The sequence below is a fragment of the Bacteroides timonensis genome, from assembly GCF_000513195.1.
Taxonomy (GTDB): Bacteria; Bacteroidota; Bacteroidia; order Bacteroidales; family Bacteroidaceae; genus Bacteroides; species Bacteroides timonensis.
Genome location: NZ_CBVI010000089.1, coordinates 1 through 22,068, shown reverse-complemented (window position 1 = coordinate 22,068; position 22,068 = coordinate 1). Strand labels below are relative to the sequence as shown.

Here is a 22,068-nt window from a genome sequence, read left to right as displayed (position 1 = left end):
GCTATAGTAATAGATGAAACGATACTTGATGACATTTCTGGCCGCAATTATGGCCTTTTGCTGTGCAGGAGCTGTTTTTTCTTTGCCTTCTTCGGGTAATAGTCATGATATAGCGTCATTGCATGCATGGGGACCTTACTCGAAACGTTATGCCGGCATCTCGCACATACCTGATATGCGTAAAGGGATACGTTTTGACTTCTCGGTGATGCCCGGGTATTACCGGAACCGTCAGTTAGTGCCGCATGTCCTGTTCGAATCATCCTACTATCCGTGGGAAATAAATCCGGAGATGACCCGCATCACTTACCGCTATGAACTGGAGTGGAAAGACCGGGTTTATACGGATGTCACCTATCATATATTGGATGATAACCGTACGCTGGTCGGGATACATTGTGTCAACAATACGAGTATGCCCCAAAATCTGGTCTTGAATCAGATGGCGTATATAGATTATCCTGAGACATATCCGCAGGTAACGGTTTCGGATACGTCCGGCCTGCAATGGTATAATGCCATTGACTATATTGAGAATGAACCTGCCATTAAATCCCCTCAATACAGATTGGTGTATGACGGATGGCAACGGAATGAGGAGCGCAGCGCTTTGTCCCTCGACGGTTCCATACTGGGGAGAGGGTTCGGCAGGAATGAAGGTGACCGGTTGAGCTATCTGATAAACATTCTTCCGGGGCAGGAAGACGGGGCGATAGGCATCCGGTTTAAAATAAAGAAAGGAGAGAGTGCCGTGCTGCGTCTGAAAGGACTGGTGGAACAATCTGTAGAGTTGGAAGGTACGGGGGAATTCTCCTTCTTGTCAGTTCCTTATCATGGAAAGAAGGCAGGAGAATATAAACTGGAACTTGTTTCGGGCAGTACTGTTGCAATCAGTCTGGATGGATTTTTTATAGGGGATGCTGACGATATAAACAAAGTGAATGTGGTTCGCACGCCGATTCCTTTCACCCCTGTAATGGAGGTGGGAGAAACCAAACAGGATTTTATACTGAAATACAAGGATTGTGACAACTATTATGGCGTGGCTTGGAACTACCAACATTCGGAAGTGAGGGAGATACTGAACGGTGAATTGGAGTCTTTCTTCCGTAGAAGGGTGCATGAACATGTATCTTCAAGGTTGATTGGGGACAGGAACTGGCATTATGCCAATGCTTTTTTGCGCCCTATCGTACTGGAAGCTGACTCGGAACATACCATTTACATGCTGGTGTGCAGTGGGAATAAAGAACAGGTGAAGCAGGAATTGCAGGATTTCCATTCGACACCGGATAAACTGGTTGCACGGATCAGTTCAGCGGAAAAAGCGAAGCCTGAAGACCAGGTGCTGCCAGGCGGAGAGAAGTATCTTCTGGGAAATCGCCTGCTGCAAGCCTCACTCTTGTCGAATATCGTATATCCGGTTTATACACAGAAGGAATACATCAGACATTTTACGCCGGGTAAGAATTGGAACAGCCTTTATACCTGGGACTCCGGTTTCATTGCGTTGGGACTGATTGATGTGGACCCGGTCAAGGCTTTCGAATGTATCAAGGCTTATACAACTCCGGTGGGGAGTGAATCGGCTTTCATACATCACGGTACCCCGTTACCCATTCAGATGTATGCTTATGCTGATTTGTGGAATAACAGCCTGTCACAGGAAGCGCTGAGATTCTTATATCCCAGGCTGAAACAATATTTTGATTTTATGGTCGGAGCTGATCCGTATTCACCTACCCGAATGGCAGGTTCCGGTCTGCTTCGTACATGGGATTATTTCTATAATTCCGGTGGATGGGACGATTATCCGCCTCAACATGCATTACGTGGTAACAAATCGCAGTATCAGTCGGTGACTCCTGTGGTTACCTCTGCTTATTATCTGCGGGTAGCGAAGATTCTGCGTCTGGCAGCGAAGGAACTGGGGCTGAAAAAGGATGTGAAGGAGTATGAACGGATCATCAAACTCTTGTCGTATGCCCTGCAAACTTACTCTTGGGATGAAGAAAGCGGATACTTCGGATATGTAGTCCATGATTCTCTGAGAAATGCGACAGATATTTTCCGGTATAAGGATCGATCTAATTTTAATAAGGGACTGGATGGGGTCACCCCTTTGGTAGCAGGTATTTGTTCTCCCGCTCAATTGGATCGGTTGATGGAACATTTGTTTTCTCCTGACGAACTGTGGACTAAAGTCGGGTTCTCGACGGTCGATCAGTCTGCTCCTTATTATAAAGAAGATGGATATTGGAACGGTGCTGTCTGGTTTCCCCATCAGTGGATGATGTGGAAGGCTCTTTTAGATTTGGGTAAAGGGGAAGAGGCTTACCGAGTGGCACATACAGCTCTGGATAATTGGGAGAAAGAGTGTGAAGAAAGCTATTTCACATTCGAGCATTTCATTATTTCATCGGGGAGAGGAGCAGGGTGGCACCAGTTCTCGGGGCTTTCATCTCCTATATTAAACTGGTTTGCAGCATACTATAGGCCGGGTAAAGTCTCCACCGGTTTTGAGGTATGGATTACGAAGAGTGATTTCAATGAGAATCATTCCGGGTATAAGGCTGAACTCTCTTTTGATGATTCGACAAAACCTCATGAGCGTTGCATGATTGTCTGTATGGATGCAGGACATCAATATGAAGTATTCTTCAACGGAAAACCAGTTCAGTACAGGTCTGGCCATGCAGGCATGTTGGAAATTACTTTGCCGGCTACAAATAAGGCGGGAAAGCTTGTAATCCGAGCTCATGATTGAGAGTTTTTGATAGCATTATTTTCTTTCATATTCATTATCAGCCTCTATTGAGGAATGAGATGCCTATTTCATAGGACGTGAAATGGGCATCTTGTATTATCTTCTTGAAATAATATTTCTTTTGCTCTTTTTTATGGTATGAAAGTTTGTCAATAGGTTCGTTGTGTTATCTCTAAATCATAAGTGGAATAATATATTCGTCTCATTATTGAAAATTTTGTGTCTATCACTGTTTTAGATGCTCCTAACGGGCAAAATGGGACATTTTTTCTCTTTTTAGGGATTACAGTATCATCTATTATTCAATCTAATCTCTACTTTTGTCTTGCTTTAAAGCTAAGTAAGTCTTTACAATTTTTTAAAATTTAATATTATGAAGCAGAAGATTTTAAGATTCTTTTCTGATGCAAGGGTTAGGATGTTACTCCTCCTCCTGATTTCTACAATTTATGCTCAAGCCCAATCGGGCAGAATCGTTACGGGTGTCGTTAAAGATGCCACGGGCGAAACAGTAATCGGTGTAAACGTTACTGTAAAGGGTAATGCAGCTTTGGGTACTATTACCGATTTGGATGGTAAGTACTCATTAAACGTTCCCGCTCAAAAAACTACTTTAGTATTTTCATTCATTGGTTATCAAACGGTCGAAAAAACGATTGATGCTAACGCAAGAACTCTGAACGTTACATTGGTGGAAGATTCTAAGTTGCTGGAAGAAGTTGTAGTAGTAGGTTACGGTACGATGAAGAGAAAAGACGTAACGGGTGCTGTGGCACACGTTGGCGAGGAAGTGACAAAGAACAGAGCTGCAACAAATGCTCTTGACTTCCTGGTTGGTACGGTTCCCGGTGTGCACATCACTCCTTCTACTGATGCAGGTGGCGGTGCCTCCGGACTTCTGATCCGTGGTAAACAATCGTTGAAGGCCAGTACTTCTCCTTTGATTGTTTTGGATGGTGTGGTATTCTATGGTAATATCGATGATATTAACCCGAATGATATCGAAAGTATGGATATTCTGAAGGATGCCAGTTCTACTGCTATCTACGGTTCTAAAGGTTCGGCAGGTGTTATTCTTATCAATACCAAGAGAGGTTCCTCCGAGAAACCTATTATCAACGTAAGTACAAAAATAGGTGTTTCACAAGCTACTTTTATGCCGGAGATGCCTACTGCTGAACAGTATATGCAGAGACGTGTTGATTACTTCAAAACAATTGATTACTTTAAGCCGGGCGAACAACAGCAGGGCTTGGGATATTATGATAATCCCAATAATCTGCCCGATGGCGTTTCTCGTGAACAATGGGCAAGCTATGACAGCTCTTTCTCCGGTGATTATATTGAAACCTGGATGCAACGACTGGAATTCAATCCTATTGAGGTTAACAACTATAAAGCCGGTAAATTCGTTGACTGGATGGACCTTGTTTATCAGAATGGTTTGAGACAGGATTACAATGCCTCTGTTTCCGGTAAGACGGCAAGAACCAACTATTATGTGTCGTTGGGTTATACTAATAATGATGGTATCGTAGTAGGTGATCAATTCCGTGCTTCAAGATCGCGTGTGAATTTGGATACTGAGATTACGAAATGGTTGAATATTGGTTTGAATGCGCAGTTCGTTCATAAAGGCTCGGATGATATCAAGGCAGATACGGGCGCGGCTAAAGCAGCCAGCCCCTTTGGAGACGTTTATGAGGCTGATGGGAGTATCAAGGTTAGACCTTGGGATGACAACCGTATTGCCAACCCATTACTGAACCGTTCAGTGGACGAAAAATACTACAGAACGCAGACCTTTAATTCTAGCGTTTATGGTAAGCTAACTCTTCCTTTCGGATTTACCTGGCAGACAACTTTCAATGTGCGTTATGGCTGGAGAAAGGATTACTACTTTGATTCTGATATCAAACCGGGTGTAGTAGCAGGTGGTAAAGCAAAACGTGTGGACTATTCAGACTATGAATGGAGCATTGATAACATGTTGAAATGGAACCGTACCTTTGCTAAAATTCATAACTTTGACTTCACTTTCGTATATACTGCTGAAAAGTACCAGAACTGGCAGAGTACAGGAAACAATGAAGGTTTCCAGCCGAATGGCGCACTGAGTTATCATGGTATTCAGGCCGGTATAACTCCTACTGTCAGTGCAAATGACGAAATGCAGACTGGTAATGGTTTGTTGTGGCGTTTGAATTACTCTTTGATGGACCGTTATTTGCTGACAGGTTCTGTACGTCGTGACGGTTTCTCAGCTTTCGGACAGAATAATCCTTTCGGTGTATTTTCTACAGTTGCTGCCGGATGGCGTATATCAGAAGAGAAGTTCTTGAAGGATGTTGAATGGATTAACAATCTGAAGCTGCGTCTTTCCTGGGGACAAACCGGTAACCGTGACATCGGCCGTTATGCTGCCTTCTCAAGATTAACTATTACCAACGTTATTCAGAATGGGGTAAACTATAAAGGTGTATATCCTTCAAGCTTGGCTAACAGAGACTTGAAATGGGAAACTACTACCGGGTTCAACTTCGGTGTTGACTTTGGTTTGTTCAAAAACAGACTGAGCGGTTCTGTAGAACTTTATAAGAACAAAACGAATGACTTGTTGATGGACCGTGCTATGCCTGAAATCTCAGGATATGGTAATATTGCTTCTAACTTGGGAGAAATTGCTAATCAGGGGGCTGAGTTAACTTTGTCAAGTGTAAATATCAATACCTCTAATGTGCGTTGGAATACCACCTTCACTTATTCTACTAATAAGAATGAAATCAAACACCTGTACGGTGATATGATTGATTTGCTGGATGCAGATGGTAATGTTATCGGTCAGCGTGAAGACGATGATGTACAGAACGGTTGGTATATCGGACATGCTATTGATGAAATCTATGATTATAAGTGGATTGGTGTATGGCAACTGGGCGAAGAACTGGAAGCCGCAAAATATGGCAAGCAACCGGGTGACCCGAGACTGCTGGATGTTAATAACGATGGTAAGATCAATGATGACGATAAACTCTGGTTGGGTACAAAGACTCCGAAGCATCGTATGACGTTGAGTAGTGACCTGAATTTGTTCAAATGCATCAATTTCTCTTTCGTGCTGCGTGGGGAATTTGGTTGGATGGATATTGATAATCTGCCGCGAAACGAAACTAACCGTTTCTACAATACTTCAAACTCTGTTTGGACTGAGTATTGGACGCCATGGAATCCGAATAGCAAGTATGCTCGTCTGGGTGCAAACATCGACAGTCCGGGTGTGAACATTTACGAAAAGAGAAACTACGTAAGAATGCAGAATATGGCATTGTCTTATACATTCCCGAAGAAGTTGATCAACAAGTTTATGATCGATAATCTAAGATTCAGTATTAATGTGGATAACGCATTCGTTATCTCTAAATGGAGAACTTCTGATCCTTTGACTAAGGCCATTACTCCACGCATCTGGACATTTGGTGTAGACATTACCTTATAATCTGATAGAACGATAATTAAATAAAGATATTCAAATGAAAACAAAGAAATATATACTAAAAGGTCTGGCAACTTGCCTGATAGCTGCCGGTCTTTCTGCTTGTGTTGATCTTGAACCGAAGGCGATGTCGTTCCTGACACCGGAGAACACTTTTGTAGATAAAGCAGGTTTGGAAACCATGCTTCGCCTCTGCCGTAAACAGATGAATTTTGAATGGTTTGGAGATGCTTTCAACTCCGGAAACTGTGAGACTTATTCTGTATATGAATATGCTTGGTCTGACTTGGCCGTTATGGGCGGTCCTGAAACAAAGGAAATCCATAATATGGTGACTCAGTTGACCCCTACCACCAATATGTATCTGCACCTTCGTTACTGGGTTTTCGGCTGGAACGGCATCAAGTATGCCAATACGGTTATTACCCGTGCTCCTGAAGCTGACGGTATGGCTTCGGAAGAAGACAGAAACGCTTGTTTAGCAGAAGGATATTTCCATCGCGCTTACTGGTATTATCTGCTGACTAACCAATTTGGAGATGTACCTTGGATCGGAGAAGAAATTACCGGTGCAAAACTGGACTTTAATACCGTTTCCCGCAAAACTATCTTGGCGAATATCAAGAAAGATATGGAATATGCCGTACAATGGTTACCTAAAGAAGTAATCCGTGGTGCTGTGAGCAGAGCCGCAGGTGAACATTTACTGGCTAAGATATGTCTGGCTACCGGTGATTTCCAACAGGCAGTAGATGCAACTACTCGTTGTATCAATGATTACGGATTGCGTCTGATGACCGAACGCTTCGGTATCAACTCGGATGATAAGAGCAGGGACGTATACAACGACTTGTTCCAGGAAGAGAATATCAGTATTGTTGAGAACAAAGAAGGCATTATGATCGGTCAGGAAATTTACGGTCTGGACGGATGTTCTTCTCCAAGCGGTTCAAAACGTAAGCGTAACTTCGTGCCGCAGTGGCATGCCGGAAGCAAAATGAAGACACCGGACGGAAAGAACGGAATGACTGATGCATCAGGTATTTATGATGGATACGAACAGTTGGAAGAGCTGGGTAGAGGTCTTGCCAAGATACGTCCTACCAACTATGCACAATATGAGTTGTGGAAGAATTGTGGAGATGATATGCGTCATAATTCCAATAACTGGTATGATAAATCACGTATCAAATACAATCTGCCGGCTTCAAAGGGTGGTAGTGCCGCTTACTTCGGTCAACCGGTTAATCCTGCTTACTGTACCGATACCATGCGCTGTTATTTCTCTTTCCCGATTGTGAAGGTTTTGATTGATAAGGATGATCCGAATGCAGGAGGTAAAGTACCTGTAGGTGGTTTCACTGACCAGTATATCTTCCGCCTTGCCGAAACTTACCTGAATAGAGCTGAGGCTTACTGGTGGTTAGGCAAGAACGATCTGGCTACTGCGGATGTGAATACAATCCGTCGCCGTGTGAATGCACCGGAACTCTCATCTGTTACACTGGAGGATATCTTGGATGAAAGAGCCAGAGAATTGTTCCTGGAAGACCATCGTAAGACTGAATTGACTCGTATTGCCTTCCTGAAAGCAGAAAAGGGTATAGATGGATATTCACTCAATAACTTTTCAGAAAAGAACTGGTATTATGACCGTATGATGGAGAAGAATAATTTCTTTGCAACAGAATATTATTATTCAACCAATGCATTTATCATGAAGCCGTATCACGTGTTGTGGCCCATTCCGCGTAATGCCATAGAATCCAACACTCAAGGCCGTATCAATCAGAACTATGGATACGACGGTTATGAAGATAATATCCCGGTAGAAGAACTTGAACAAAGATATAAATAAGATAATATATGAGAAGTAAATATATATTGTTTGCCTTGGCTCTGACAGGAGCCTTGGCATCCTGCTCGGACGACGATAATAAGGGAACTGCAAACTATAAGAACCCTTATTCAAACCCATTGACAGACTACAGCGTAGGTGACCCTACAGTCTGGAAAGAAAATGATCATTCATTTTATGTATATGCTACCAATACATCTGTGATCCGTAAGTCGGAAGACTTGATTCATTGGACAGACGGAGGCAAGATGTTCGACAAGAAACCTACGTTCGTTACAGAATCAGGTGCAGCCGTCTGGGCACCGGATATCGAAAAGGTTGGAGATAAATTTATCTTGTATTTTGCCATGTCTGCCATGGGCAAGCCTGCAACTGCTGGTATTGGTATTGCTTCGGCTGACTCTCCCGAAGGTCCTTTCACATTGGATATATCAGTAGACGGTAAAGGAAAGTTGTTCACTTCAAGTGAAATTGATGTAAGAAACTCCATCGACCCTTGCTACTTTGAAGACAACGGACAGAAATGGTTGGTTTGGGGTAGTTTCAACGGTTTGTATGCTGTGAAGCTGAATGAAGACGGTACGAGAGTATACCCTGACATTGCAACAGCCAAGAAAGAAAGAGTGCAGGTTGCGGGTACTGCTTTTGAAGCACCTTACATTCATAAACGTGGCGATTATTACTACATGTTTGCATCTGTCGGTTCATGCTGTAACTCTATGTTGAGTACTTATACTACGGTTGTCGGCCGTTCCACTTCTTTCTTAGGCCCGTATGTGAATAAAAACGGAGAATCAATGCTGGACAATAAATATGAAGTGCTGATCAGAGCCAATGATCGTTTTGTAGGACCGGGCCATAACTCGGAGATTATAACGGACAGTGAGGGTAATGAATGGATGTTATATCATAGTTATGACAGACACACCCCGAGCAAAGGACGCTATTTGATGATTGACCGGATTGTTTGGGAGAATGATTGGCCGGTGATTGCCGGTAATAGTCCATCTACCGAAGCAGAAGCTCCGGTTTGTAAATAAGTAATAGTGAATATATGCAGAAAATATTGTTAATCGGAACCTTTCTCGCCATAAGCTGTTTGCTTATGGCGCAAGGGCCCGTCAAAAACTATCAAAATCCGGTTGTAAATTATAGCCTGCCCGATCCCTCTGTTATCAAAGGGGAAGATGGTTATTATTACCTGTATGCCACCGAAGATATCCGAAACCTCCCTATCCATCGTTCAAAAGACTTGGTGGAGTGGGAGTATGTGGGTACTGCTTTTACCAAAGGCACTCGTCCGGATTTTGAACCTAAAGGAGGACTCTGGGCTCCTGATATCAATAAAATAGGTGATAAATACGTGCTTTATTATTCCATGTCTGTCTGGGGTGGCGAATGGACCTGTGGTATCGGATGTGCCACTGCCGATAAGCTCGAAGGCCCTTTTACAGATCATGGAAAGATGTTCCGCAGCAATGAAATCAATGTGCAGAACTCCATTGATCCTTTCTATATAGAGGATGAAGGAAAGAAATATCTCTTTTGGGGTAGTTTCCGGGGAATTTACGGCATTGAACTGTCGGATGACGGACTTTCTGTTAAGAAAGGTGCCAAGCTTCGTCGGGTGGCAGGAACAGCCTATGAAGGAACATATATTCATAAAAAAGATGGTTATTATTATTTCTTTGCATCTATAGGAACTTGCTGTGAAGGATTGAAAAGTACTTATACTACGGTTGTAGGTCGTTCGAAGAAACTTTTTGGACCTTATGTGGATAAAAACGGTAAGAAGATGCTGGATAACCACCATGAAATACTGATTCACAAGAATGAGGCTTTTGTAGGTACCGGACATAACTCAGAGATTGTAACGGATAAGGCGGGTAATGACTGGGTGTTTTATCATGCAGTGAGTACCAAGAATCCCGGAGGTCGTGTGTTGATGCTAGATAAGGTTGATTGGAAAGACGGGTGGCCATCCGTGTCTGGCAATTCTCCGTCATCAGAATCCGAAAGACCTGTATTGTAAAATAGTAAAATGAAGATTGAATATGAGGTTAAAAAGATTGTTTTTAGGGATAATGCTTTCTGCGGGCATTGCAAATATTGGAGCGGCAAACTATACTCCTGAGAATGTTTCCGTATCTTTAAAAGTTCCGGGAAATGATGCCAAACACTATTCATTAACTCTCCGGAAAGTGCAGGATGGTGTGTACGATTGTCAGCCTTCCGGGAATCTGCCGTTGGTCATTACCCGTCAGGTTACGGAGAAAGATGGAAAACAACGCATCAATGTTGTCATCAAAGCATTGGAGAATGTGTATTTCAATTATGGAGAGCAGATAAAAACCGGTTATAAGCATGATGACTGTCAGTTCTATATGCCCGGTTTCTGGTATCGTCGTAACCTGCGTTCGCCCAAAGAGGCGCCTTCATTCCATACTTCGGATAGTTGGTTGGTGCGCGAGGACCGTTTGAGCACTCCGCTTACAGCAGCTTTCAACTCTGCAAATGGTAAGTCAATGTCGGTTATCCGCATTGATAAGTTTGACAAGGAGGCGCTGGCCACTCACAAAGAAGGAGAGGTCATTGTGTCCGGAGAAACATCCATAGGCTATACCGGATTTGAAAATGTGGGAGGCATGACTGTGCTTTCTTACGGCTTTCCGTATCGGGAAGCTCCGAAAACTTATATTCGTAAATTGACTTTAGCTCCTTCTGTTGAGGCTTTTCAGTTGCTTCGCAAGGGAGACAGCATTACTCTGACCTGGGAGTTGGCGGAAATAGATGCCGCTGATTTCTCTGAGTGCGTGCAGCGCACCTGGGAGTATTGCTACGACACGAACCGTCCGCAGCCTGTTGATACACCTTATACGGTGGACAGAATGAAAGAAGTACTCAGTAATTTCTTTGTGGAAAGTTATGTGGACAATACGCCTACCCATTACTATTCCGGTGTGGAACTGAAAACGGCTACTTGCGATCATGTGGATGTTGCTGAAATCGGATTTGTGGGACGTACGTTGCTCAATGCTTTCAATGCACTGGAATATGGTACGCAACAGAACCGCCAGGAATTGATGAATAGTGCCAACAGTGTTTTTGATACCTATCTTCAGAACGGTTTCTCTCCGGCAGGCTTTTTTAATGAGGTGGTACATTATAATCGTGGCTTTAAAGAACCCAAGCACAGTATCCGCCGCCAATCAGAGGGTGTGTATGCTGTGCTGAATTATCTGACTTACGAAAAGCAGCGGAAGCGCAAACATCCTGAGTGGGAGAAACGTATCAAAGGTATTTTGGATAGCTTCCTGCGTTTGCAGAATGAGGATGGTAGCTTCCCGCGTAAGTTTAAGGATGACTTCTCCATTGTAGATGGAACGGGTGGAAGCACCCCTTCAGCTACCTTGCCTCTGGTGATGGCTTACAAGTATTTCAAGGATAAACGTTATCTGGAGAGTGCGAAACGTACAGTGGGCTATTTGGAGAAAGAACTTATATCTAAGGCGGATTTCTTCTCTTCAACCCTGGATGCAAACTGTGAGGATAAAGAAGCTTCTCTGTATGCCGCTACTGCTACGTATTATCTGGCGCTGGTTACTAAAGGGGCAGAGCGTACACATTATGCAGAACTGTCGAAGAAAGCGGCCTATTTTGCCTTATCCTGGTATTATACCTGGGACGTTCCTTTTGCCGAAGGACAGATGCTGGGTGATATCGGTCTGAAAACTCGTGGCTGGGGAAATGTATCGGTGGAGAATAACCACATAGATGTGTTTGTTTTTGAATTTGCCGATGTATTGAATTGGCTTTCGAAAGAATACAGTGAACCTCGTTTCTCCGACTTTGCCCAGGTGATTTCTACCTCTATGCGTCAATTGTTACCGTACGAAGGACACATGTGCGGTGTGGCTAAAGTGGGCTTTTATCCCGAAGTTGTTCAGCACACAAACTGGGATTATGGTCGCAATGGAAAGGGATATTATAATAATATTTTTGCTCCGGGCTGGACGGTGGCTTCCCTGTGGGAACTCTTTTCTCCGGGACGTGCGGAGAAGTTCTTATTGAAATAAAAAGATGGATATAAAATACAACGTGCATGAGTCATAATCTCATGCACGTTGCATCTATATATCCTGCATATCCGATCTATATATCCTGCATATCCGATCTATATATCCTATACATCCGATCTATATGTCCTGCGTGTCCCATCTATAGATGCTCTAAACAGCTACTTTCTTTCGTTTCTTTATCGCATAGCCAGCGCTTTATTCTCTGCTGCCTCCATAATCTCCCGTTCTCCCGGTCCTTTATCATTAATGCCGCAAAGATGCAGAATACCGTGGATAATAACCCGGTGTAACTCCGTTTCATAGTCACTGCCGAACTGCTCTGCATTTGTACGTACCGTGTCGAGGCTGATAAATAAATCTCCACTGAGGCGATTGCCCTCGCAATAATCAAAAGTGATGATATCCGTGTAGTAATCATGTTGCAGATACTGGCGGTTTACCTCAAGTATTTTCTCGTCAGAACAGAAAATATAGGCGATTTCACCGACTCTTTTCTTGTAAGTGGCAGCAACGGCTTTAATCCATTCTGTGGTTTGGCTCTTTTTGATGGCGGGCATTTCTACACCGTCTGTCTGATAGGAAATCATATCAATTAATAATTAAAAGTTAAAAGAAAAACAGATAGCTGATGATGATGGCAGCGATGATACCTGCAAAGTCCGCTATCAGTCCGCAGGTGACGGCATTACGCGTTTTAGTAATACCCACGCTTCCGAAGTAAACAGCCAGGATATAGAAAGTGGTGTCCGAAGCACCGCGGGCTACGCAGCTCATTCGTCCTACAAATGAATCTGCACCATATTCCTTCATGGTGTCAATCATCAATCCATTGGCACCGCTGCCACTCAACGATTTCATCAGTGCGGTTGGTAAGGCGCCTACAAAACTGGTATCTGCGCCAAACAATCCCACTATGTAACCGATGCCGCTTACTAACATATCCATCGCACCGGAAGTGCGGAATACGGCAATACCCACCAGAAACGCTACCAGATATGGAATGATGCGCACGGCCGTGGTAAAGCCTTCTTTGGCACCTTCTACGAAGGCATCATATACATTTATTTTCTTCCATAATCCCCAGACTATGAACAAAAGAATGATACTGAACAGGATAATGTTGGCAATCAATGTGGAATATGTACCGATTTCTTCGCGGCCGAGCTGCATAAACAAGTAAATAAGTCCAGCAAAGAAAAGGCTGATGCAACCGATAAGGATAAGGATGGGCTTGTTGATCAGGTTGATACGTTGGGCAATGCTGACGGCAATCACTCCCACAAGGGTGGAGATGGCTGATGTGATCAGTATGGGGATGAATATGTCGGTGGGCTGTGCAGCGCCCATCTGGGCACGATACATCATGATGCTGATAGGGATCAGGATCAATCCGGAAGTATTGAGCACCAGGAACATGACCATCGGATTGGTTGCCGTATCCTTTTGGGGATTCAGTTCTTGCAGTTCCTTCATAGCTTTCAAACCCATTGGGGTGGCTGCATTGTCCAGTCCCAGCATGTTGGCGGAGAGATTCATAAAGATGGAACCCATGGCAGGGTGTCCTTTGGGTATTTCGGGGAAAAGACGGCAGAACACCGGACTCAGCCAGCGGGACAACGCGTTAATCATACCGCTTTGTTCGCCGATCTTCATGATGCCCAGCCATAAAGAAAGGATGCCCGTCAGCCCCAGTGATATTTCGAAGGCTGTTTTTGAGGAAGTGAATGTTGAATTGACAAGCTCCGTAAAAATTTCAGTGTTGCCCATAAACAGGAGTTTGATGAGTGCCACAATGAAAGCAATTACGAAGAATGCTACCCAAATGTAATTTAAAACCATAAAATAACGCGTTGATTTTCGTGCAAAAGTAGGAATATCTTTCTATTTAGCGTGATAAATGGAAAGATTATTGCATTTATTAGGGCAATAACATTATTTCGAATATGAAATTCTGGCTATCTTTGCTTTCTGACATTGAAAAGCGGTTGTATATTATAATGCGGCTGTTTGCGATGCCTCTGTTTAAATCAATAATTAAACAATATGAGAAACAAATGTATGTTATTTGCAGCTTTGCTGATGTTATCCGGTGCAATCTCGGTCAAGGTCGTATTGCCACCGATGTTCTCGGATAATATGGTATTGCAGCAACAGGCGGATGCTCCTGTCTGGGGTGAGGCTAAGCCGATGAAAACGGTAAAAGTAACAACTTCCTGGGATGGAAAGACGTATGAAACGCAGGCTGACAAAGAGGGTAAATGGAAACTTTCTGTTTGTTATGGATAAAGAATATACCCAAGGTACCCGTTTTATATTCTGTGTGTCAATGTGAAAAATAAAATGAAAAACGGTATTTTTGTGCTCTACTAAATTTAAGAAAATGCAGAATGCAAAAGAAATCCAGCAAGAACTGGAACAATACATTGATCCTGTGAAGCGGGAATACCTTCCTAATTTCTTCAAAACCGGAAAGGGACAATACGGAGAAGGTGATAAATTTCTGGGTATCGTAGTTCCTAACACCCGTATTGTGGCGAAGCGTCATAAAGATGCACCATTCGAGGTAATGGTAGAGTTGCTGCAAAGTGAATGGCATGAATGTCGCCTTTGTGCCTTGCTGATGCTGGTGGAGCGCTTTAAAAAGTGCGATGAAACCGATAGAAAAGAGCTTTTCGACTTTTACCTGACGCAGACTGCCCGTATCAATAACTGGGATCTTGTAGACCTGTCCGCACCGGGCATTGTAGGCGAATATCTGAAGGATAAACCCCGTGATGTCCTCTATCGCCTGGCGAATAGCAGTTTGCTTTGGGACCAACGCATTGCAGTAGTCTCCACCTGGGCACTCATCAAAAACTACGATTTCATCGACATCTTAGCTCTCTCCGAGCACTTCCTGCACACTCGCCATGACCTGATGCGGAAAGCCGTGGGCTGGATGCTGCGTGAAATGGGAAAGCGGGACAAAGACTTGCTGGTGCGGTTTCTCGAAAAACATTGCACGACGATGCCTCGCACAATGTTGCGCTATGCGATAGAGAAATTCCCGGAAGAAGAGCGACAGGAATTTATGAAACGTTAAGTGGCAGGCATACGCTGTTGGTTACGCTTTTATCGTTTACACTGCAAAAGCCTAGATAGGCTATCAAAGTATCGCCTTTCCAGTCTTTGGGAAGTTCCAGTCCTTGCTCGCTGTCTGTCAAGGCATTTTTCATCACATAAGATATGGCAGCGTTGAAAGCTGTCTGTCCTTCTGCAAATTCCCGGTATCCGATGCGCAGAAACGGGGTGATTGTTTTGAGGAAGCTGAGTGCTATCTGAAATTTATTGCATTGCCCTTGTTGCTTTTTGGTGCGTGGATTGGTCATATGTGTAGGGCGGGTTCTCATGTAAGGCACACCTTTCCATGTACAACCTACCAGATTTCCTACTTTTCCCGTGAGTTCGCCGAAAGCTCCTTTTTTAATTTTTCCCACGATAGTTTAATTTTTAGTTATTTATGTTTTGTTGTTTGTGAAGGGGAAGAGAAGCTTGATTACGGCTTTTCTAACTCTTCATGCGTTGCTCTTTGAGGTACGTCGCATCGCAAAGGTATGAATAAACGTTTGCTTTTTCTTTTGATTTGCTGAGTTTATTTTCAAGAATTTATGAATATACGGAGAGAATGTATGTGATGCAGTGTTTCGGCATAAATATTACCAGTATCAGACAGGGTTACGTCTTACCTTCTCCCTATATAATAAGAAGGAGTAGGTAGGGAGTAAGTAGGGAGAAGGTGCGGGCTGGATATCTCTTTCTCATGGTTATCCGGATGGCTATTAGGGCCTAAACGGATACTATGCGGTAAAAAAAAAGGATTAAAAACATCCTGAATAATTTGGCATGTACCGTGAGACTTCTTAACTTTGTCACAATCTTAGCTAGCCGGTGGGTTAGGGGGGAGGTTTTTATTATTTTAATAGAAAGACGTTTACGAACGTTATCTTCTAGTCTCAAATCTCGCAAATTTGAAATTTCCAAGAAGATACGGCAACGGGAACGTCCACTTGAGGTGTTTTATCCAAACATTGCGCTTGGCGTGGTGTTCTGTATATTCATCTTGGCGTGGGCTAGCTGCGTTGCTTATCCTTGGAGATGGGCATGCGAGAGCCTGAGACTGGGATAAGTGAAAGTACAGACTCCCACGTCTTTTTTGTATACTGCCGAATCAGGGGAAGTCTATAGGCTTAATCTATATGGATTATGCTGAAGAGAGAAAAGACAACCGGTAAATCAAAGTCCATTTGGGTAATATTGGGCTTCTTGCTTATGCTGCCGTTGGCTGGTAGCTGTAGTAAAGAGGATACTAAAGAGGATGTTGTGATTCCGGACATTGCATTGAACAAGAGTGAGTTAACATTAGAGAAAGGCAAAACTGAAAGGTTGATAGCTTCTTTTACTCCGGCTGAGACACCTGATAAAGGACATGTGTGGACCAGTAGCATCCCCGGTGTTGCAACGGTGGATGAGACTGGAATGGTAACAGCGGTAACACCCGGGGAAGCGGTTATTACCGTAACAGCACTTACCGGCAAGAAAACAGCGACTTGTAAAGTGACGGTGGTGGACAAGGTTGTTAGGGTGACAGGAGTATCGATTAAACCTACAGAGTCTACTATGGTGGTGGGGGATGACTTGATACTTGAAACTGTTGTGACACCGGAGAATGCGACAAACAAAGCTGTAACATGGAGCTCGGGAGATAGCAAAATAGCATCGGTGGATGCTACCGGTAAGGTGACCGCTATAGCCGAGGGAAAGGTTACTATTGAAGCGGCTACGGATGATGGTGATAAAACGGCCTCCTGTCGGATTACGATCGTTAATAGAGGAGTGGAGATTTCTAAACCGGAGGTGTCGGATATTACTTCTGTTTCGGCTCTCGTGGAGGGAACTGTCAAAGCTTCGGGCGTTAAAGTCACGGAAGTCGGTATTTGCTACTCTACTTCCCAATCTCCTACTGTCAATGACAAGAAGGTTGTTTTATCCGGTGAGGATATTTCTTACACCCTGACCAAGCTGGAGGCAAATACTACTTATTATGTCCGCATATATGCTGTTGTGGACGGGACGGCTAAGTATGGCGACCAGGCTATGTTTACTACGGCAGTGACCGTAGAAATTTCAGTACCTCAATTCTTTTCTATTTCTTCATCTTCGGCAGAGGTCTCAGGAACAATTACGACGTATGGCTTGCAAATGGATGAGGTTGGTATTTGTTATTCTACTTCATCAATGCCGACGGTTGATGCCACTAAAGTTGCTCTTTCGGGCAATGAGATCGTATACACGCTGAATGAACTGACTCCCGAAACAGCTTATTATGTCCGCATATATGCTAAATTGGGCGGGGAATATTACTATGGAGATCAAGGAACATTTACTACCTCAGGGATTATTAAAACACACTTTGAACCTACAAATATATATGAAGGCAAGGTGGAGCTTACATCTGTTGCTCCAAGTGGGGTGAAGAAAGTAGATATATGCTACGGAACATCGCCTAATCCTAAGATTACGGATAATGTTACTACAGCAAGTGTAGGTAGTGACGGGAAGTTGAGATTGTCTTTAACAAAGTTGAGTAAGGGGACTACTTATTATCTAAGGGCTTACAGCCGTGTAGGCTCAAAGATAGAGTATTACGATGATGAGGTGTCGGTGGAAACTGTTGGAGGGAATGATTTCTTTGTTAAATATACATATGAGCGGTATGAGAAAATGGATAATACTAATCCCTATTGGCGTTATCGGGTTTTTCTGAGTTTTACCTATGATATAAAGTTGACAGGTACATATTTGCTTGAAACTGAAGATAATGGAGAATTGAAGAAAGAAACGGATTATTCTCAATCCATATATATAGAAAGTGGAATGGGTACTTTTTATTATAAGAGAGAAGATGGATATGAATCATATGAATCATATAATTGGATTGATTTTCGTGTGGAAGATGAAATCATATTTACGAATATTGAGAATAATCTGCGTTATCACTTTACGGTTCCTGCTAAATATTATAAAGGTTACTAATTTAGGCTTACTATGAAAAGTATGAAAGAAATATCACGTAGAGAGTTTTTTAAAGTCGCCATCAAAAAGGCAATTCCGTTTTTAGGGCTTATTGCTACTGCTCCTATATTGAATAGTTGCAGCAAGGATGATGAACCGTTGGGATGTAATAACAGTTGCATGGGAACGGCACAGAGTGGTTGTGGTTCTACTTGTAGTAATAGTTGCGTAGGGACATCGCAAGGTGGTTGTGGAGATAGTTGCAAAAATGGCTGTAAAGAAGGCTGTTCCAGTGGTTGTGATAATACAGCCAAATCTTCTTGTTCTGATTGCAGCACTTTTTGTAGTAATGGTTGTAAAGAAGGGTGCAGTGATGGTTGTAAGGATTCTGCTAAGTCATCCGGTTGCTCGGGCTGTGGCAATAGTTGTAATCTGGCTTGTGCACAAACTTGTACGACAACTTGTCGTGGTGCATGTGTTTCAACCTGTTTGGGGCAGTGTAAGGGTACTTGTATGTTTGGATGTCAAACGGGATGCCGGAATGGGTGCCGGAGTTACAATAAATACTAACTTTTAAAATATTCGTTATATTTTAAAAATGGAAGGAATTAAAAAGAAGGAAGTGGACTGGAAGTCTGGAATGGCAAAGAATATCACTTTTATTGTCACGAAAGACTGCCAACTCGCTTGTAAATATTGCTACCTCGTAGGTAAAAACTCGAAAGAGCGTATGTCTTGGGAGGTAGCCAAACAAGCTATTGACTATGTATTAGAACGTGAAAAGGATTTTCCCGAGGAGTCTGTGGTATGGGATTTCATAGGCGGAGAGCCTTTTCTGGAAATAGACCTGATAGATAAGATTTGTGATTATATCAAGGTTGAACAATTCCAAAGAAATCATCATTGGTTTGGCGCTTACCGCTTCAGCTTTTCTACAAATGGCATCAATTACCATGAAGAAAAGGTACAGCAATTTATCCTGAAAAATAAGGAACATCTCAGTATTGGCATTACCATTGACGGTACGGAGATGAAGCATGACCTGAACCGTGTGTATAAGGCAAGCGGACGGGGATCTTATAAAGATGTTGTGCGCAACATTCCTTTATGGTTGTCGCAGTTTCCTGATGCAAGTACGAAAGTGACTATCAGCAGTGCCGATATTCCTTATATCAAGGAAAGTGTTCTTCATCTTTATGCTTTGGGCATTCATGAAGTGAACATTAACTGTGTGTTTGAAGATGTATGGAAAGCAGGAGATGACAGGCTGTTTGAAGAACAACTGCTGATGCTGGCGGATGCTATCATTGATAATGGCTATTACCGGGATTATTCTTGTTCTTTTTTTGGTGAGCATTTAGGGAAACCATTGGATTGTAAGTTGCAGAATCAGAATTGGTGCGGTGCGGGCATGATGCTGGCTGTAGATGCAATGGGAAATTTTTACCCGTGTACCCGTTTTGCACAATACTCCCTCCGTAATAAGAAAGCTTGGATCATTGGTAATATTCATGATGGCATTGACAAGAACAAGTTGCGGCCTTTCTTGACATTGGACCGTTGTACGCAAAGTATGCAAGAGTGCATCGATTGTGAAGTGGCAAGTGGATGCGCATGGTGTCAGGGAGAAAACTACGATGCAGCCGATACTTCTACCATCTACCAGCGTTCTACAGCTATCTGTAAAATGCACAAGGCACGGGTAAGGGCTAATAATTATTATTGGAACAGGCTTTTGCGTAAAATGGAATCGGGGGGCGAACCATGCTGAAATATTTAATTGTTTTATTGGATGACACCAGTACGTCCTATTGTCATTATGAGAATACGAAGACGGAACATAAGCTAATCAGTTTGCAGGATTTGCGGGCTGCTATTCTTCTGGCAATGAAAGAGAATCTGATGGTTCAGTTTGTTTATCCTGATTACGAATTACCTCAGAAATATGAGGAAATCATAGAAACGACGGAGCATTGTAAAATTATGCCTGTTGCCTGTTGCGCTGGAGCGGATATTGTCATTTGGGATTATTGGGAGAATCCGGAAGGCCGAAATATGGACAGGGATAAGGTCTATGTACTGAGAACGAAGAAAGAGGATTTTTTCAGTCATTATGAGAAAGTGGGAAAGATGTTGATTCATGTCGCCCGCTTGAATATAATACTGACTGATGTGGATACTTTTACAGAAGCTGACTTTGATAAGTATAAGTCTGTGTTGGCTGAACTGGCTTTTCAGTTAAAGGGTTTTTATAATGAGGAGACAATCCCCCAATTCAATCTGCTGACTGACCGTATGCTGCTTGATAGTATGAATAACTGTAATGCCGGATGGGAGAATATAACGCTTGCTCCGGACGGAAAATTTTATGTTTGTCCTGCTTTTTATCTGTCAGGTGAGGGCTATTCCATTGGTGATTTGGATAAGGGACTTGATATTAGGAATCCTCAGTTATACCGTCTGAGCCATGCACCGTTATGCAAGCATTGTGATGCATATCAATGCAGGCGTTGTATTTGGCTGAATAGAAAAACGACCCTGGAAGTGAATACCCCTTCGCATGAGCAATGCGTGACTGCCCATCTGGAACGCAATGCCTCGCGTGGTTTGTTGCAAGAGATACGTAAATCGGGGTGCTTTCTACAAGGCAGGGAAATAACTGAGATAGATTATTTGGATCCGTTTGATGTGAGAAAGAAATATTAAAATGTAATGAGATATGATTATGAAGAAATTGGTAGGAGCAGTTACAGAAGAAGAGAAACTTGAGATTCAGGTTCTCTTTGAACGCCGGAATGGGCTGAATGAGTTGGCCAAAATCGTAACAGGGAGTAATGAGATGTTGTATGAAAAACTGGTGAAAGATCTTGGAGAGACAGGAAGAAAATTTCAGGACTGGTGGGATCGTATGTCAGATCAATATCAATGGGAACAGTGCGAGAAAGGTAATTGGGAGATTAATTTTAGTACGAATGAGATTTATCTGGTTTATGAAGAATAATGTTTTATTATTTATAATGTAATATTATGAGAAAGAATGTTTGTTTAAAAAGTGGGATAATGGTGGTATGCATATTATCTCTCTCCGCATGTGGTTCCGGTAAGTTTCTTGATTTGTATGCACCGGAAGAAAGCGGCTTGAATGTTATGAAGATTACGGATGAGGCATCAAATTCTGTAATAGGAAATAATTCAGCCGGAGGGGTGGGCTTTTTGGCAAAAGGAAACTTTGCCTCTACTACTATAGGAGGGTGTAAAAATAGTAATGTATACTGGGGTACGGAGAGGCTGCTCTCTATCTCACCTGATGGTCTGGAATTGGGATATGTAAGCAGTATCAATAAGCAATGGAATATTATGATTCGCAAGGCGGGTGCGCAAGGTACTTCTACGCAACGTACGTTTAGGGATGTTAATGATTTCTCATGGGGAAATGACGGGAATTTGTATTTTTCTGATAAATCGGATATTCAGCGTATACAAATAGGCGCTACTAATGCACATGCGGGCAGCATTATGCGGCAACTTACTAATAATAGCATTGACAAGAATCCCGTCATTACAATGGATGGAAAACTATTGTTCTTTACACGTGTTGACAAATCGGGACCTTTTATCTGGTCTTTGGATTTAGAAAATGGGGCGTTGACGTCTTGTGCCCGTGGCTATAATCCATGTATTGTGGGGAACAGTAACGATTCTTTTATCTGTGTCCGTAACTCTACATCGGGGATTAGTGAACTTTGGTTGGTGAATTATGTGGATGGTAAAGAAACACTGATTCTTTCAGATAAGAACAGAGGATTTACTAATCATGAGT

Annotated in this window: 17 protein-coding genes; 14 read left to right on the top strand and 3 right to left on the bottom strand. The window is 42.9% G+C overall.

Going from position 1 to position 22,068, the window contains the following annotated elements; genetic code table 11:
- The first annotated feature begins 13 nt into the window (after window positions 1-13).
- The 6 genes from BN161_RS16265 to BN161_RS16240 all read left to right on the top strand — a co-directional run bounded on the left by BN161_RS16265 (window position 14) and on the right by BN161_RS16240 (window position 12,194).
- Window positions 14-2,767 (top strand): MGH1-like glycoside hydrolase domain-containing protein, encoded by a 2,754-nt coding sequence (locus BN161_RS16265; RefSeq protein ID WP_044268160.1) that lies wholly within the window; start codon window positions 14-16, stop codon window positions 2,765-2,767.
- A gap of 373 nt (window positions 2,768-3,140) precedes the next feature.
- The gene (locus tag BN161_RS16260) at window positions 3,141-6,263 is read left to right on the top strand and encodes a SusC/RagA family TonB-linked outer membrane protein (RefSeq protein ID WP_044268159.1); all 3,123 of its coding nucleotides are present in this window, start codon (window positions 3,141-3,143) and stop codon (window positions 6,261-6,263) included.
- A 34-nt stretch (window positions 6,264-6,297) separates the two neighbouring features.
- Window positions 6,298-8,118 (top strand): RagB/SusD family nutrient uptake outer membrane protein, encoded by a 1,821-nt coding sequence (locus BN161_RS16255; RefSeq protein ID WP_044268155.1) that lies wholly within the window; start codon window positions 6,298-6,300, stop codon window positions 8,116-8,118.
- A gap of 8 nt (window positions 8,119-8,126) precedes the next feature.
- Window positions 8,127-9,158 (top strand): family 43 glycosylhydrolase, encoded by a 1,032-nt coding sequence (locus tag BN161_RS16250; RefSeq protein ID WP_044268152.1) that lies wholly within the window; start codon window positions 8,127-8,129, stop codon window positions 9,156-9,158.
- Between the two features lie 65 nt (window positions 9,159-9,223).
- Window positions 9,224-10,150: a family 43 glycosylhydrolase gene (locus BN161_RS16245; RefSeq protein WP_244436523.1), complete on the top strand. Its 927-nt coding sequence runs from the start codon at window positions 9,224-9,226 to the stop codon at window positions 10,148-10,150.
- 22 nt (window positions 10,151-10,172) lie between these two features.
- Window positions 10,173-12,194 carry a hypothetical protein gene (locus tag BN161_RS16240; RefSeq protein WP_044268146.1) on the top strand — a complete coding sequence of 674 codons (2,022 nt, stop codon included), beginning with the start codon at window positions 10,173-10,175 and terminating at the stop codon, window positions 12,192-12,194.
- A gap of 179 nt (window positions 12,195-12,373) precedes the next feature.
- Here the strand turns inward: BN161_RS16240 and ybeY are convergent, their stop codons facing one another.
- Window positions 12,374-12,784: an rRNA maturation RNase YbeY gene (ybeY, locus tag BN161_RS16235; RefSeq protein ID WP_007211142.1), complete on the bottom strand. Its 411-nt coding sequence runs from the start codon at window positions 12,782-12,784 to the stop codon at window positions 12,374-12,376.
- 19 nt (window positions 12,785-12,803) lie between these two features.
- Complete coding sequence (locus BN161_RS16230) at window positions 12,804-14,036, bottom strand: nucleoside recognition domain-containing protein (protein WP_044268143.1); 1,233 nt, start codon at window positions 14,034-14,036, stop codon at window positions 12,804-12,806.
- A gap of 204 nt (window positions 14,037-14,240) precedes the next feature.
- Between BN161_RS16230 and BN161_RS16225 the strand changes: the two genes are divergently transcribed.
- Both BN161_RS16225 and BN161_RS16220 read left to right on the top strand, forming a co-directional pair.
- Window positions 14,241-14,483 carry a hypothetical protein gene (locus tag BN161_RS16225; RefSeq protein ID WP_244436520.1) on the top strand — a complete coding sequence of 81 codons (243 nt, stop codon included), beginning with the start codon at window positions 14,241-14,243 and terminating at the stop codon, window positions 14,481-14,483.
- A 94-nt stretch (window positions 14,484-14,577) separates the two neighbouring features.
- Window positions 14,578-15,279, top strand: a complete 702-nt coding sequence (locus tag BN161_RS16220; RefSeq protein ID WP_044268140.1) for a DNA alkylation repair protein — start codon at window positions 14,578-14,580, stop codon at window positions 15,277-15,279.
- On the opposite strand, the gene BN161_RS16215 is transcribed toward BN161_RS16220, so the two are convergent.
- Window positions 15,266-15,673, bottom strand: coding sequence for a DUF6266 family protein (locus tag BN161_RS16215; protein ID WP_044268137.1), 408 nt, complete (start codon window positions 15,671-15,673; stop codon window positions 15,266-15,268). The two genes, BN161_RS16220 and BN161_RS16215, sit on opposite strands and share 14 nt — an antisense overlap.
- A 766-nt stretch (window positions 15,674-16,439) precedes the next feature.
- On the opposite strand from BN161_RS16215, the gene BN161_RS16210 reads away from it, so the two are divergent.
- The 6 genes from BN161_RS16210 to BN161_RS16185 all read left to right on the top strand — a co-directional run.
- Complete coding sequence (locus BN161_RS16210) at window positions 16,440-18,269, top strand: Ig-like domain-containing protein (protein ID WP_044268136.1); 1,830 nt, start codon at window positions 16,440-16,442, stop codon at window positions 18,267-18,269.
- A 247-nt stretch (window positions 18,270-18,516) separates the two neighbouring features.
- Window positions 18,517-18,825 (top strand): hypothetical protein, encoded by a 309-nt coding sequence (locus BN161_RS29905; RefSeq protein WP_044268133.1) that lies wholly within the window; start codon window positions 18,517-18,519, stop codon window positions 18,823-18,825.
- Window positions 18,826-18,846: 21 nt separating this feature from the next.
- Window positions 18,847-20,019: a radical SAM peptide maturase, CXXX-repeat target family gene (locus BN161_RS16200; RefSeq protein ID WP_044268130.1), complete on the top strand. Its 1,173-nt coding sequence runs from the start codon at window positions 18,847-18,849 to the stop codon at window positions 20,017-20,019.
- The gene (locus tag BN161_RS16195; protein ID WP_044268127.1) at window positions 20,013-20,954 is read left to right on the top strand and encodes a CXXX repeat peptide maturase; all 942 of its coding nucleotides are present in this window, start codon (window positions 20,013-20,015) and stop codon (window positions 20,952-20,954) included. The genes BN161_RS16200 and BN161_RS16195 overlap by 7 nt, the downstream gene beginning before the upstream one ends.
- A gap of 19 nt (window positions 20,955-20,973) precedes the next feature.
- Window positions 20,974-21,249 carry a CXXX repeat peptide modification system protein gene (locus BN161_RS16190; protein ID WP_044268246.1) on the top strand — a complete coding sequence of 92 codons (276 nt, stop codon included), beginning with the start codon at window positions 20,974-20,976 and terminating at the stop codon, window positions 21,247-21,249.
- Window positions 21,250-21,275: 26 nt separating this feature from the next.
- On the top strand, window positions 21,276-22,068 hold a 793-nt coding region (locus BN161_RS16185), incomplete at its 3' end, for a TolB family protein (protein ID WP_394332300.1).

Excerpts from the sequence above, each read along its gene's own strand:
- BN161_RS29905 (WP_044268133.1), top strand. The coding sequence starts at position 18,517 with ATGGCTGTAAAGAAGGCTGTTCCAGTGGTTGTGATAATACAGCCAAAT.
- ybeY (WP_007211142.1), bottom strand. The coding sequence starts at position 12,784 with ATGATTTCCTATCAGACAGACGGTGTAGAAATGCCCGCCATCAAAAAG.
- BN161_RS16195 (WP_044268127.1), top strand. The coding sequence starts at position 20,013 with ATGCTGAAATATTTAATTGTTTTATTGGATGACACCAGTACGTCCTAT.
- BN161_RS16250 (WP_044268152.1), top strand. The coding sequence starts at position 8,127 with ATGAGAAGTAAATATATATTGTTTGCCTTGGCTCTGACAGGAGCCTTG.
- BN161_RS16220 (WP_044268140.1), top strand. The coding sequence starts at position 14,578 with ATGCAGAATGCAAAAGAAATCCAGCAAGAACTGGAACAATACATTGAT.
- BN161_RS16225 (WP_244436520.1), top strand. The coding sequence starts at position 14,241 with ATGAGAAACAAATGTATGTTATTTGCAGCTTTGCTGATGTTATCCGGT.
- BN161_RS16265 (WP_044268160.1), top strand. The coding sequence starts at position 14 with ATGAAACGATACTTGATGACATTTCTGGCCGCAATTATGGCCTTTTGC.
- BN161_RS16230 (WP_044268143.1), bottom strand. The coding sequence starts at position 14,036 with ATGGTTTTAAATTACATTTGGGTAGCATTCTTCGTAATTGCTTTCATT.
- BN161_RS16190 (WP_044268246.1), top strand. The coding sequence starts at position 20,974 with ATGAAGAAATTGGTAGGAGCAGTTACAGAAGAAGAGAAACTTGAGATT.
- BN161_RS16260 (WP_044268159.1), top strand. The coding sequence starts at position 3,141 with ATGAAGCAGAAGATTTTAAGATTCTTTTCTGATGCAAGGGTTAGGATG.
- BN161_RS16245 (WP_244436523.1), top strand. The coding sequence starts at position 9,224 with ATGGCGCAAGGGCCCGTCAAAAACTATCAAAATCCGGTTGTAAATTAT.
- BN161_RS16200 (WP_044268130.1), top strand. The coding sequence starts at position 18,847 with ATGGAAGGAATTAAAAAGAAGGAAGTGGACTGGAAGTCTGGAATGGCA.
- BN161_RS16255 (WP_044268155.1), top strand. The coding sequence starts at position 6,298 with ATGAAAACAAAGAAATATATACTAAAAGGTCTGGCAACTTGCCTGATA.
- BN161_RS16210 (WP_044268136.1), top strand. The coding sequence starts at position 16,440 with ATGCTGAAGAGAGAAAAGACAACCGGTAAATCAAAGTCCATTTGGGTA.
- BN161_RS16240 (WP_044268146.1), top strand. The coding sequence starts at position 10,173 with ATGAGGTTAAAAAGATTGTTTTTAGGGATAATGCTTTCTGCGGGCATT.